The sequence below is a fragment of the Photorhabdus sp. P32 genome, from assembly GCF_038085095.1.
GTDB classification, from domain to species: Bacteria; Pseudomonadota; Gammaproteobacteria; order Enterobacterales; family Enterobacteriaceae; genus Photorhabdus; species Photorhabdus luminescens.
The window spans coordinates 1-14,073 of record NZ_JAZGJN010000277.1 but is presented as its reverse complement, the minus strand read 5'-3'; the positions used below and the strand labels follow the sequence as shown (position 1 = coordinate 14,073).

The 14,073-nt window shown below is 42.5% G+C and carries 13 protein-coding genes; 1 reads left to right on the top strand and 12 read right to left on the bottom strand.

Going from position 1 to position 14,073, the window contains the following annotated elements; translation table 11 throughout:
- Nucleotides 1-26: 26 nt before the first annotated feature.
- Nucleotides 27-389: a nuclear transport factor 2 family protein gene (locus V2H77_RS15420; RefSeq protein ID WP_341499497.1), complete on the top strand. Its 363-nt coding sequence runs from the start codon at nt 27-29 to the stop codon at nt 387-389.
- Nucleotides 390-568: 179 nt separating this feature from the next.
- On the opposite strand, the gene cheZ is transcribed toward V2H77_RS15420, so the two are convergent.
- From cheZ to flhD, 12 genes are all read right to left on the bottom strand, one after another.
- Nucleotides 569-1,219 (bottom strand): protein phosphatase CheZ, encoded by a 651-nt coding sequence (cheZ, locus tag V2H77_RS15415; protein WP_265378254.1) that lies wholly within the window; start codon nt 1,217-1,219, stop codon nt 569-571.
- A gap of 9 nt (nt 1,220-1,228) precedes the next feature.
- A complete protein-coding gene (gene cheY, locus V2H77_RS15410) occupies nt 1,229-1,618 on the bottom strand; it encodes a chemotaxis response regulator CheY (RefSeq protein WP_049582061.1) in 390 nt (129 codons plus the stop codon).
- A gap of 194 nt (nt 1,619-1,812) precedes the next feature.
- Entirely contained in the window at nt 1,813-2,865 is a 1,053-nt protein-coding gene (locus V2H77_RS15405; protein WP_341499495.1) for a protein-glutamate methylesterase/protein-glutamine glutaminase, read from the bottom strand.
- The gene (cheR, locus tag V2H77_RS15400) at nt 2,858-3,748 is read right to left on the bottom strand and encodes a protein-glutamate O-methyltransferase CheR (protein WP_341499494.1); all 891 of its coding nucleotides are present in this window, start codon (nt 3,746-3,748) and stop codon (nt 2,858-2,860) included. Before cheR ends, V2H77_RS15405 begins: the two co-directional genes overlap by 8 nt.
- Nucleotides 3,749-3,754: 6 nt before the next feature.
- Nucleotides 3,755-5,389 carry a methyl-accepting chemotaxis protein gene (locus tag V2H77_RS15395; RefSeq protein ID WP_341499493.1) on the bottom strand — a complete coding sequence of 545 codons (1,635 nt, stop codon included), beginning with the start codon at nt 5,387-5,389 and terminating at the stop codon, nt 3,755-3,757.
- Nucleotides 5,390-5,443: 54 nt separating this feature from the next.
- Nucleotides 5,444-7,138, bottom strand: coding sequence for a methyl-accepting chemotaxis protein (locus V2H77_RS15390; RefSeq protein WP_341499492.1), 1,695 nt, complete (start codon nt 7,136-7,138; stop codon nt 5,444-5,446).
- 293 nt (nt 7,139-7,431) lie between these two features.
- A complete protein-coding gene (gene cheW, locus V2H77_RS15385; RefSeq protein WP_265378258.1) occupies nt 7,432-7,929 on the bottom strand; it encodes a chemotaxis protein CheW in 498 nt (165 codons plus the stop codon).
- Nucleotides 7,930-7,986: 57 nt separating this feature from the next.
- Nucleotides 7,987-10,026 carry a chemotaxis protein CheA gene (gene cheA, locus V2H77_RS15380; RefSeq protein ID WP_341499491.1) on the bottom strand — a complete coding sequence of 680 codons (2,040 nt, stop codon included), beginning with the start codon at nt 10,024-10,026 and terminating at the stop codon, nt 7,987-7,989.
- 2 nt (nt 10,027-10,028) lie between these two features.
- Nucleotides 10,029-11,030: a flagellar motor protein MotB gene (gene motB / locus V2H77_RS15375; protein WP_341499490.1), complete on the bottom strand. Its 1,002-nt coding sequence runs from the start codon at nt 11,028-11,030 to the stop codon at nt 10,029-10,031.
- Nucleotides 11,027-11,914 (bottom strand): flagellar motor stator protein MotA, encoded by an 888-nt coding sequence (gene motA / locus V2H77_RS15370; RefSeq protein ID WP_341499531.1) that lies wholly within the window; start codon nt 11,912-11,914, stop codon nt 11,027-11,029. Before motA ends, motB begins: the two co-directional genes overlap by 4 nt.
- Nucleotides 11,915-12,049: 135 nt before the next feature.
- Nucleotides 12,050-12,631, bottom strand: a complete 582-nt coding sequence (gene flhC / locus V2H77_RS15365) for a flagellar transcriptional regulator FlhC (protein WP_088372025.1) — start codon at nt 12,629-12,631, stop codon at nt 12,050-12,052.
- A 3-nt stretch (nt 12,632-12,634) separates the two neighbouring features.
- Entirely contained in the window at nt 12,635-12,985 is a 351-nt protein-coding gene (gene flhD / locus V2H77_RS15360) for a flagellar transcriptional regulator FlhD (protein ID WP_036775787.1), read from the bottom strand.
- Between the last annotated feature and the right edge of the window lie 1,088 nt (nt 12,986-14,073).

Sequence of the window (14,073 nt, the reverse complement as noted above, 5' to 3'; positions counted from 1 at the left end):
CAAATAAATAAAACAGAGGACAAAACATGATGAGCCGAATAAATGAATTAACCGCAGAGCTTCTCAGCTCAATGAATCAGTATGACCTTAAACAACTGGATAATATTTTTTCTGAAGATATTTCAATTTATTATCCGAGCATTCCACCAATGGTAGGTAAAAAGATGTCGCTTACTTTTCTCAAGAAACTTTTCTCAAATTTTGAATATTTACATTTCACACAAACTGGGTTCATTGCTAGTAATAACCAGGCTTGTATTATTTGGGAAAATGAAGGACGTCGTAAAAATAGTGATATTTATAGCAATATGGGCGTGACATTAATCGAAATTATGGACGATAAAATAATTCTCCTCAGCGATTACTTTAAATTTGAAGTGCCTCATTAAGTAGGATATCGCTGTAATAAAAGTTTGGTGTTCTCTGGATGTTGTATTTGGTTTAGATATTATTGCTACGCTCTTGTTTTAGAAGGTAAAGAGAATAAGATTAATACCGATCAATACCATCAATTATATTTCTGGAAAACCTTTAATCCTGCGTGGCAGGTTCACCCTGCCACGTTTATTCAGAAACCTAAGCTATCCAGTAGATCATCAACTTGAGCCTGATTAGCAATAACGCCCACGCCGTTTTGGTTCACCTGCGGACCATTTAGCAAACTATCAGTCTCTTTCTTGGTTTTCGCCATCTGATCAGCCGGCATGTTTTCCATTAATACCATCACCAACTGTTTTTCTATTTCCTGAATAACATCCATCATCCGCTTGATAACCTGACCGGTAAGATCCTGAAAGTCTTGCGCCATCATGATCTCCAGCAGTTGAGCGTTAGTGAATGCGGTATGTTCAGGTACCGTATTGAGGTAATTCCGGGTATCCATAACCAATGAACGCGCCACAGGCATCTCAACAGGGTTTTCAAACCACTCGTCCCAACGTTTTTTCAGTGATATTGCCGATGACTCTAACTCATTTTGACGAGGTTGCGCCGCTTCAACGCAATTAAGCGCCCTTTCCGCCGCTTGCGCTGTCATCTGCACAACATAGTCCAAACGTTCTCTCGCATCAGGGATTGCCTCAGCCGCCTGAGCAATAGTTTTATCCAATCCCAATTCACGTAAACTATCACGCAACATGCGCGTAAGTTGCCCGATACGGCTGATAATTTCACTGGCGCTAATGGTCTCATCCCTTGGCATGACTGGATTCACACTCATTATGTCTCCTTAGAGGCCCAGTTTTTCAAAGATTTTGTTGAGCTTTTCTTCCAGAGTAGCTGCGGTAAAAGGTTTAACAACATAACCACTGGCCCCGGCTTGTGCGGCGGCAATGATATTTTCTTTCTTCGCTTCCGCAGTCACCATCAAAACCGGTATCTTAGCTAATTGCGCATCTTCACGAATGATTTTTAGTAACTCTAAACCATCCATGTTGGGCATATTCCAATCAGAGATAATAAAGTCAAATTGAGATGCACGAATCTTAGTCAGGGCTTCTGCCCCATCTTGAGCTTCTTCTACATTATTAAAGCCCAATTCTTTTAACAGGTTACGAACGATGCGACGCATGGTTGAAAAATCATCAACCACCAAAAATCTCAGATCCTTATTCGCCATAAAAACTCCTTGAAATTATTTATCAATCAGCGCAGAGCCGCTTAAAAAATTAAATTTATACCCGTCATCTTTCAAGTTGCCTCTTTGTTGGCTGCGCTCACTCATCCCGGTCACATAGTTCGCTATGCTCCCGGGGATTCGCTCCCTTGCCGTCGCGATGCATCTTGAAATCCATAGGGTATATCCGATAGCCGCTAAATACGGACAGCTTGCCCCGAGCTTATTTTTGCCAGCATTCTCTTGCTTATTTTGAGTATATCCATAACCTCATCCACCGCCCCCATTTGTATGGCCGCCCTTGGCATACCAAACACCACGCAGCTTGCTTCATCCTGCGCCAATGTGTACGCGCCAGCTTGCTTCATCTCCAGTAAACCTGCTGCGCCATCGCTGCCCATGCCAGTTAGTAACACGCCAACAGCATTTCTGCCGGCAAATTTAGCCACTGATCGGAACAACACATCTACAGACGGACGATGACGATTAACCGCCGGTGCATCGGTAATCAGAACCTGATAATCAGCGCCATTACGGCACAGTTCCATATGGCGATCACCCGGAGCAATGTAGGCGTGCCCCGGTAAAATCCGTTCACCATTTTCAGCTTCTTTTACGGTAATTTGGCTCAGTTTATTCAGCCGTTCAGCAAAAGAACGGGTAAAACCGGGTGGCATATGTTGAGTAATGAGCAGTGCCGGGCTGGTGACAGGTAGCGGTTGCAACAAATTTTTTATAGCTTCCGTTCCGCCAGTAGAAGCCCCTACTGCTATCAGTTTTTCGCTGGATAACAGAGGCTTAAAACTTAACGGAGCGGAACTTACCGGTGTGGTTATTGACACAGACAGTTTAGCCTGTGCTGCTGTCCGTATTTTCTCCGCAATAAGTTCACTGTAAGCCAGCATGCCTTCACGAATACCCAATTGAGGTTTAGTGACAAAATCAACAGCGCCAAGTTCCAATGCCCTTAACGTGATTTCAGAACCTTTGGCTGTCAGAGAAGAGATCATAACCACCGGCATTGGCCGTAAGCGCATTAATTTTTCCAGAAAATCAATGCCATCCATGCGCGGCATTTCAACATCCAATGTAAGTACTTGTGGATTATGCTTTTTAATTAGATCACGCGCCACCAGTGGATCTGGCGCACAAGCCACTACCTCCATATCCGGGTGGCTATTGATGATCTCTCGCATGATTTGACGCATCAGCGCTGAATCATCGACACAAAGAACAGTTATTTTATTCATGACCTCTCCTTGCCCGGCCTACACCGTAAACGGTCTGTCCTTGCAAGTAGAATTCCCGGCTTATTTGAGTGACATTTTCAGAATGCCCCGCAAAGAGCAATCCATCGGGTTTTAACAAAGCAACGAAATGGCGCAGTATCCGTTCCTGCGTCTTTTTATCAAAATAAATCATAACATTACGGCAAAAGATGGCATCAAACTTCTCTTCAAACGGCCAATTAGGATCTAACAGGTTCAAATGCTGGAATGTCACCATGTCGGCAAGTTGAGGCCGGACACGCGCATAACCTTCATAAGATCCAACACCTTTATAAAAGTATCGCTTTTTCTGTTGATCGGTCAGTTGACGCAACTCATCCAATCGATAAACCCCTTTGCGTGCTTTTTCTAGTACATGGGTATCAATATCACTGGCAATAATTTTTACTTGGTGAAAACGTTCCCCCAATACATCGCTTAGCGTCATTGCAATCGAATATGGCTCTTCTCCTGTCGATGCCGCTGCACTCCATACTCGATACACTCCATTCTTCTTACTTGCATGTTTAGCTAACAGAGGAAAATGATGAGCTTCTCTGAAAAAAGCGGTCAGGTTAGTTGTCAACGCATTGACAAATTCCTGCCACTCCTCACTACCCATGTCGCTTTCAAGAATGAACAGGTATTGTCCAAAATCACGTATTCCAAGAGTGCGCAAACGCCGAATTAAACGGTTGTAAACCATCTCTCGTTTATGTGCAGCCAGCACAATACCCGCACGTTGATAGATAAGCTGGCAGATGCGCTTAAAATGCGCATCTGACATGGTATAACGCTGAATCATGTGATTCAGCGGCGAAGATGACAAACTACTTGTCGCTGAAGCAATTAAACTTGGTTTCATCTGGCCTCAGCGAGTCTGACTGACTGCCCCTTCGCTATCCGCAGACCTCAGCGTCAGTGAAAGTTCATTTTCAAGCTTATTTTCTGAATTATCAGGTAACTCAAACTGTGCCACTATTTGCACCAAAATATCTGCCTGATCTTCCAGTGCCGCTGCCGCTGCGGCCGACTGTTCAACCAATGCAGCGTTCTGCTGAGTAACTTGATCCATTTGTGTAACAGCTTGTGCTACCTGATGAATACCCCGACTTTGTTCATCAGATGCCGCAGCAATTTCAGCCATCAGATCCGTCACCTGATTTACAGAAACCACCAATTCATTCATGGTCTTCCCGGCATGGCTAACCAACTCGGAACCTTGGCTTACACGTTGAACGGATTCACTAATTAATGTTTTAATCTCTTTCGCTGCTTCGGCACTTCGTTGAGCAAGATCCCTCACTTCTCCGGCAACAACAGAGAAACCTCGCCCTTGTTCACCGGCCCGTGCTGCTTCCACCGCCGCATTCAGCGCCAGAATGTTGGTCTGAAATGCAATACCATCAATAACGCTGATAATGGCGCTGATTTTCTGTGAGCTATTGGCAATTGCATCCATTGTTTCCACAACATCAACTGTCAGTTCGCCCCCTTTAGAAGCTGTTTTCGATGCAGATACCGCCAATTCACTGGCCTGACGAGCATTTTCCGCGTTCTGACGTACAGTTGCAGTCAGTTGTTCCATACTGGCTGCGGTTTCTTCCAATGATGCCGCTTGCTCTTCAGTGCGGGAGGAGAGATCGGTATTACCCTGAGTAATTTCCTGAATACCGCTATACATTAAGTTGGTATTCTCTTTTACCAAAGTAATGGAATTAACAAGTGAACGTTGCATTTCACGCAATTTGAAAAACACTTCACCAATTTCATCTTGGGTGAAAACAGAAACCTCTTTATTGAGTTTTCCTTCCGCAACATTCTGGAAGTGACTACGCATATTGGCAAAAGGTCTGAGCAGATTCTTTTTCAACCACCAATGAGCCGCCCAGGCAACAACCAGTACCATTAAGATCGCACCGGCAAACATAGCAACGGCAATTTGGTAATAAAGACGACCATCTTGTACCGCAGTTGTAATCTCTTCTCCGATATACTGCATGTAATGGTTGAAATCAGATTCAAGTTGCTGCTGATACTTTTCTGTCGGCTGGTTTAAGAATGCATCATAATTACCACTTTCTAAAAAAACCGAGAGTTCTCTAAGCGCTTTGATATATTCTTTATAACTGGTTTCTACCGAAGCCAGCAATACACTACTGCCATCCTCTTCACTTAGTTTAGGCAGCGCAATAAATTCGGCGAAATGCATTTCCGCCCTATCCAAAGTCTCCTTAACATTAGCGATCATACTCTCAATATGAGCTTCAGATTGTTGCAGCGTTTTCCCTACAGCGATTCGATTAAGTGTATTACGCGATTGCAGCAAAGCTGCCCAGCTCAACCCTAAGGAATCCCTCTTCTGTGTTCCCAGATCAATTCGTTCAATATAGGATTGATCTGCATGAATGATTCCAAGTGATAAACCACTTGAGATCATCTGCATTACACAAAACATCATCAATAACAGATATAAACTGGTTGATATACGAAGCCTGCCTAACATGTAATCACCTCTGTTAACGGCTGCATAATGCAGCCGCGGTTATCGCTTAGTGTTTTAAAATGTTTCCCAATTAGCTTGCTCTTCCACATTGTTGACTTTCTTCAACACCGGTGGATTCGATTTAGCAGGAGGAGTTTTAGCCACAGGCAAATGCTCAATTTTCATTTCGGTTTGAGATTTATCGTCAAGATTCGGCAATTGGAATAGAGAAACCAGTTTCTTCAATCCAGCCGCTTGATCTTCCAGTGCAGCCGCAGCCGCAGCGGATTGCTCAACTAAAGCCGCATTTTGTTGGGTTACACGATCCATTTCAGAGATAGCCAGACCAACCTGAGTTATCCCTCTGCTTTGTTCATCAGATGCAGATGCAATTTCACCCATAATGTCAGTTACACGGGTGACTGAACTGACAATGTTATTCATTGTTTCACCGGCGCTCTCAACCAGAACAGAACCAGTATCTGCGCGGCTCACTGAATCTTCTATTAATGCTTTGATCTCTTTTGCCGCCTCAGCGCTACGCTGTGCAAGGTTACGCACTTCTCCTGCCACAACCGCAAACCCGCGTCCATGTTCACCGGCACGTGCGGCTTCCACGGCGGCATTCAGCGCCAAGATGTTAGTCTGGAACGCAATAGCATCAATAACACTGGTAATATCGGAAATTTTCTGAGAACTACCGGCAATTTCACGCATTGTCTGTACAACATTCGCCACAACTTTCCCACCCTGACGGGCAACTTCAGATGCACTATCAGCCAGGTTACTTGCCTGACGAGCATTTTCCGCATTTTGACGTACAGTTGCTGTCAATTGTTCCATACTGGCGGCGGTTTCTTCTAAAGAAGCAACCTGTTCCTCAGTACGCGAGGAGAGATCATTATTTCCCGCAGCAATTTCACTGGTTCCGTCATAAATACTTTCGCTGCTCTGACGAACACTAGTGACAGTAGTGATAAATTCTTTTTGCATATGCTTCAGGCCAATGGCTAACGTACTCATCTCATTTCTGCCTGAAACAGTAATATTTTGTGTCAAATTACCGGTAGAAAGCGCCTTAATGTTCTCCAATAATTTGTTTAACGGATTGAGCAAACTATGCTTGATGCTAACCCAACTAAAAATCATGGCTGAAACCAGAATCAGCATGACAATACCCAACATAATCATCGCATTTCTGTAGGAGATATTTGCATCAAATACCACATCAGAATAGAGGTGATCGTTTTGGGTCAAATAGAAGTTATATTCTTCCTCAAAAGCACTCTGATATTTGCCCGTTGGCTGATTGAAAAATTCTACCGTTCGATCATGTTCAAGCAGAACAATAAGCTCATGCAGCGCTGAAATATAAACATCATAGGCTTTTTTAAGACGATTAAGACTTTCCGATTCATGAATCGGCAATTGAGCAGTCTGTTCGTATTGTTCAAAGCGCTGTTCTGCGATAGAGAGATTACTTCTAGCATCAGTCAGTAACTGCTCCAACGTGTAGTAATTATCGACACTCTCATCTTTTTTCATCATATAGCGAATGCCAGCACGGTTCAAACTGTTACGAGCCTGTAACAAATTAACCCAAGTTTCATTCAAAAATGTCTGCTGTTCCCGCATTTTATCCAGTATTTCTAGATTTTCTTTGTTACTTTTCAACTCATGGAAGAAAAGTCCCCCGGATATAAATTGCAGAGCACCAAATAATATGATGACCGCCATCAGTCCGGTCACTATTTTCATTCGGTTAAACATGTTTTCCCTTTTTACAATAGATCAGCATGGCTCTGTTATCGGCATCACCAAGGGAAACTTTACGGGTTGAATAAAAGAAATTTGAATATTTTTTCTGATTTGGAATTTACGGGAATTATAGACAAGAATTGGCTGCCATCTGTCGATGATGGCAGCCACATTTATACCCGTCATCTTTCAAGTTGCCTCTTTGTTGGCTGCACTCACTCACCCCGGTCACAGAGTTCTCTATGCTCCCGGGGATTCGTTCCTTTGCCGTCGCGATGCATCTTGAAATCCATAGGGTATAATGATTAGTTTTTAGCCACTGAGTCGACTAGCGCCATCTCTTCACTATTAAGCAATTTCTCAATATCCACTAAAATCAGCATGCGATCATCGAGTGACCCCAATCCTGTCAGATACTCAGTAGATAACGTTACTGCAAATTCAGGCGCCGGGCAGATTTGCTCAGCTTTGAGCGATAAAACATCTGAAACGCCATCAACCACAATACCCACCACCCGGTTTAACAGATTCAGAACAATAACAACGGTATTATCATTATAGGTAACCGTTTCTTGAGCAAATTTAATTCTCAGGTCAATAATAGGTACAATAACACCACGTAGATTGGTTATCCCTTTAATGAATGCCGGAGTATTTGCAATACGGGTGACCTGATCATAGCCCCGGATCTCCTGTACTTTCAGTATTTCGATACCATACTCTTCATTACCTAGGGTAAAGATCAGATATCCTTCCCCGGCAGTTTCTCCTGACAATTTATTAAACGCTTCTATGGCCGACATGATCTTACCTTTTACTATGAGATTGACGATTTTCTACGGGGTACTCCCCCATTCAACTCAGTGCTTATTTTTTGCTAATAACTCAGCTTTGCTAAGCGCCAATTGGTCATGATTGAGTTGCTGCAAGGCAGAAACATCAATAATCAACGCCACACTACCATCTCCCATAATTGTGGCAGCAGAGATCCCGGGTACTTTGCGATAGTTACTTTCGATATTTTTCACGACCACTTGATGTTGTCCAACTAATTGATCAACCAGCAAGGCATAACGACGACCGGCACTTTGTACTATCACAACAATCCCTTTCGTCGGATCTATTTTGGCATCAGGAATATCAAAAACCCGGTATAACTTAATTAGCGGCAAGTATTCTCCTCTGACATGCAATAATTTTTCATCGCCCGCCAAGGGATAAATATCTTCTTCCTGCGGCTGAAGAGAACTCACCACCGCACTCAATGGCAAAATAAACACTTCGTCATTCACTTTCACTGACATACCATCAAGGATTGCCAGTGTCAGAGGCAACAAAATCCGCGTCACTGTCCCTTTACCGGCCTGGAAGTTAATCTGGATTTGTCCTCCCATTTCCTGAATATTTCGCTTAACCACGTCCATTCCTACACCGCGGCCAGATACATCTGTTACAACTTCAGCCGTGGAAAAACCTGGGGCAAAAATCAACATAGCAACTTCTTCATTACTCATGTTTTCGCTAACCGATAATCCTTGTGACATCGCTTTAGCCAGAATCTTTTCACGATTTAGCCCGGCGCCGTCATCCACGACTTCAATACAGATATTCCCTCCCTGATGTTCAGCAGAAAGTGTCAGGTTACCCGTTTCAGGTTTGCCCTCAGCAAGCCGAGCTTCTGGCTCTTCAATACCATGATCCAGACTGTTACGGACTAGATGAGTTAGGGGATCAATAATGCGTTCGATTAAACTTTTATCCAATTCAGTGGAACTGCCAACCAAAGTGAGATCCACTTTTTTATTCAGCTTGCTAGCAAGATCCCTGACTAAACGCGGGTAACGGCTAAACACATATTCCATTGGCATCATACGAATAGACATCACAGATTCTTGCAAGTCTCTGGAGTTTCGCTGCAACTGCACCATGCAATTTAACAAATCGCCATGCAAAGTCGGTTCAAGAGCGTTACAGTGCTGAGCTAACATAGATTGGGTAATAACCAATTCACCAACCAAGTTTATCAGTTGATCAACCTTCTCAACCGCAACCCGAATACTGGAAGATTCCGCCCGTTGACGTGGCGATCCAGCCGGTGGTGTCGGCGCAGGACGCCCGACAGGCGGAGTGGAACCTTTTTCCGGCGTGGTTGCTTTAACGACTTTAGTTGTATCTGTAACTTTAGCTTTGGGTTCAGCTACCGGCAAGAAAGTGATCTGTTCCGGTTCAATAACAAAACAGAGCACTGCGGTAATATCGTCCTCTGTGGCTGATGTTACCAAGGATGCTTCAACGCTATCCCTAGTCTGTTCAGCATCATAAACCTCCCCCAGATTACTCAACTCATCAAGCATCAGAGAAACTTCACGCTCTTTCAGACCAGAAAGATGAACCCGAACCCTACCTTGCTGGTTTTCAGCAGCAACAGGTTCTGATTTTAATTCTGGCTCAGATTCAGGCATCTCTGGCGTTATCGTATCAATGACAGCCTCAACCTCGCCTTCATTCTCTTCCTGTACTTCCAATGCAAGCTGGCGCAAAGTCTCACAGATGTAGGTAAACGCACTTTCATCCGGCTCCTGAGAACTTTTATAGGCATCCAACTGTTGCTGCATAATATCTTTCGCTTCTAAAAACAGGTTGATAATATCAGTCGTCAGACTCATTTCATCTCGTCTGGCGCTGTCCAGCAAATTTTCCAGAACATGCGTGGTTTGCTGTAGTTTGATAAAACCAAAAGTCGCAGCGCCACCTTTTATTGAGTGAGCACTACGAAAAATAGCATTCAATTGCTCCTGATCCGGCTCATCAGGATCGAGCTGCAATAGATGCTGCTCCATATCCTCCAGCAATTCGTCTGCTTCATCAAAAAAGGTCTGATAAAACTCGGTAATATCCATTGTTACTTTGTCACCTTAGTCGGTACACGATTAGGCTCAGCGCTCAGCGATGCTGGTGCTGGCTGGGCCAATACTGTGATTTCATTAGACTGTTGTGTTGGCCTACTTTCAGTCGAATCCTTTCCAATCACCTCGTGAATTTCCTGACTATCATTAATAATCAAGGAATCGCTGCCAGTGTTTTGCTGTTCAATCCGCTCTTCCGCTTGCTTATTGAGCACTAAGATACTGATGCGACGGTTAACCGGGGCGCTGGCATCTTCCTGTTTCAGGCGAACCGTTGAAGCCATGCCAACCACCCGCAATATCTTTCCTTCATCTAGCCCACCTATCAACAGCTCTCTCCTTGATGCATTCGCCCGATCTGCGGAAAGCTCCCAGTTACTGTAACCACGCTCGCCATTAGCATATTTCAAGTCATCGGTATGACCGGATAGGCTGATTTTATTGGGAATATCGTTCAAGATTGGTGCAATAGCCCGCAAAATGTCACTCATGTAACTTTCAACTTTTGCACTGCCAACCATAAACATTGGCCGGTTTTCCCGGTCAATAATTTGGATACGTAACCCTTCATCCATCATGTCAATCAACAGATGTGGACGTAATGCTTTAAGGCGGGGATCAGTAATGATCAATTGATCAAGTTGTTCACGCAGCCTATTTAATTTGCGAGCCTCATCATTAGCTTCAACGACTTCAACCTGACGCAGAATATCGCCTTCCTGATGAAGTATATCTTCTCCTCCTCCTGGAATAGGATTGGAGCTATCACTGCTACGCTCGCCTTTATTGATTGCAACTTGTAACGGGGTACGGAAATATTCTGCAATTCGGGTCAGTTCTTGCGGGCTGGAAATTGCCAGCAGCCACATAACCAGAAAAAACGCCATCATGGCGGTCATAAAGTCAGCATAAGCAATTTTCCATGAACCACCATGATGTTTGATGCCATTTCTTTTACGTCTTTTTACCCTAATGACAGAGACGTTACGCGCCTTCATACTTGTTCTTCAGTTTCTTGTTGGACAGGCGCTTTTACCCGGCGAACATGTTCTTCCAATTCAGTGAAAGAAGGACGATCTGTGAGGTACAGTGTTTTACGGCCGAATTCAACAGCGATTTGCGGTGCATAACCATTCAGACTGGATAATAATGTCACTTTAATGCATTGCATCATTTTAATGTGTTCACCACTGCGTTGACGCAGCAATGTCGCCAGTGGTGAGACAAAACCATATGCCAACAAAATACCGAGGAATGTCCCAACCATTGCATGAGCAATCAGCACGCCAAGCTCCCCTGCCGGGCGATCTGCCGAACCTAAAGCATTAACAACCCCCATAACTGCGGCGACAATACCAAAAGCAGGAAGAGAATCTCCAACCATCGTCAAACTGGTTGCCGGGATCTCACTTTCCTGCTCATAAGTTTCAATTTCTTCATCCATCAAAGCTTCAATTTCATGAGGATTCATATTGCCGCTGACAATCAATCGCATGTAGTCAGTGATAAAATCCATCAAATGCTTATCCTTAAGCAAACGCGGATACTGGGTGAAAATATCACTCTGCTGAGGATGTTCGATATCTCGCTCTAATGCTAAGAGACCATGCATGCGGGATTTTGCTAGCAACCGGAAAAGCAACGCCATCAGATCCATATACATCACTTTGTTATATTTAGATCTACGCATTACCTTTGGCAAAACACGCAATGTTGCCTTAATCGCTTTTCCGTTGTTACCCACAATGAAAGCACCGATACCAGCACCAGTAATAATTAAAAATTCAGCGGGTTGATAAAGTGCGCCCAAATGACCACCTACAATCAGGTAACCACCGATTACCGCACCAAAAACTACGATATATCCTAAAAATACTAACACGCGATATCCTTTAGCTAAGTTGGTGAGCGGATGGGAAGTTGAACAGTCTGAATCCAGAATGGTTGTGGTTTCAATACAGGTTACAGGAGAAAAAGTACCATCCGTAACCTGTAGGAATAATTTTCCCATTTAAATTCATACTGCGTGCTGAGCAAGTCCATCCAGCAGTTGTGAATTAGTATCGGCAGACTGAGAGGAAAGTTTACGTTTTTTTACTGCACGCGATGGCGGTTGGCAGAGGCTACAAACGAAGCTATTCACAGGTTGATGAGCATGAGTAATAAAAGTTCCGCCACAGGTACGGCACTGTGAAGGTTGCAACATGCCGCTGTCGACAAAACGTACCAAAGTCCAGGCGCGAGTCAACGCCAAAACCGGGACATCTCCTTCAACAGGGGGACATTGTTCAAGATAGAGTCGATACGCTTTAACAACAGCTTCTACACCTTCACAATAACCACTCTTGAGCAAAAAACGATAGGCATTATAGAACATCGATGAATGAATATTCTGTTCCCACGTCATAAACCAATCAGTTGAAAAAGGCAGCATCCCTTTTGGCGGGGGGCTTCCCCTCAATTCTTTATAAAGCTTAATCAGTCGCCCTCTGCTCAATTGCGTTTCACTTTCAAGCATTTGTAACCGTGCCCCCAAAGTGATGAGTTCCATCGCCAACTGTATATCCTTAGCTTCTTGAACTATACTTTTCTCGGCCATCTCTTATGCTCTTTTTTTCACTGACGTATCATCTTTCGAAGATAACTTCTGAAATAAATGAGTAGATAACAAAATGCCTGTATGTATTTGTTGTAAATCATCCACTCGAGATTCCCTAGTAAGCTGCTGAATAGTTTCACTGTCTTCGAACCGGAAATTACAGACTAATTGATTAGTCTCAGCGAGCTTGACCAACTGAGGTAATGTCAATTCAGACAACGTATCAGCCATAGAATCACTAATACCTAAACGGAACATCGCTGACGCTTTTTCATGGTTAATTAATCGCTGAGCTAAAAGCAAATACGATAAATTTATGTCATAAATATGTTTGAGCAATTCAACCGTACTCATTTCTCTATCCCGTCCGATTACATTAAAAAATCAGTTAAGTGTTCGAAAAACCACTCGTGACAAAATTCCTAAAATAGCTTAGGGATTAATAATCTCTTACATAACTAAAATATACAGGCTTAGTCAGAGCAGTAACCATCCTTTGTATTACTTTTGATTCATCCAACTTCAAAAATATTACGGTAGTGAGCTACAAAAGTATTATTGCGTTACCTGATATAACATTTTTCATTGGCGATTAAGAATATTCTTAATACGGAACAACTTTACTCCTGAATCATCGACTTATACAACGGAAAGAGGGCGCAATTTTAAATACTATGTGACATAACTCACAAAAACAAGGGCTTTTAATATGCATTTAATCGATGAATTGCTCATTAACTATTCAAACAATTAAATAAAATCCGAATTCTCAATTTTAATAAGTTAAATTATCTAAATAAAAATATTAGATATATTTTTTGATTTTATACGATCTATTAAACTTATAAATTTAAAATAACGATAAAAAATCCTATCCTTAGTCAAACTAGCATCAAAAAAGACAGTTTTATCCCTGAGTAATAAGTATAAACAATCATCTTATTCTGAGATCCGGTATCTCCATTTGTACGATAAAACAGATTAAGTTTATGTAAAATTTAGTTGCAAAAAAGATACTGGTATGATCACTTTTCGTTTAGATTTGTGCTTTTTTTAACCTAAAGGCTTAACTAAAAATGTATACCCCCATGCGCAGATAACACTAACCATACAAAAATAGCATAAAATACAGTAAGATAATGAATAAAAAAACAACTATAACAACATTTTATTGATTGCATAACAACCAATATCCAGCATAGAGATAGCCAGAAAAATAGACCTATTTCGACTCTCGACAACCCAAACAGCAGCAAAAATCATTAGAAAAATTTATCAAAAATCATGCCTAATAATATAATAATGCACAAAATCCTTCTATTAATTACTTTATCTTTTTCATCTTTAATCTTCATACTTCAAATTAACCATTAACTAAATTTACACATTATCAATATATATATTTTAAAAACATTAGGCATTTTAAACGGATTGAATATGAT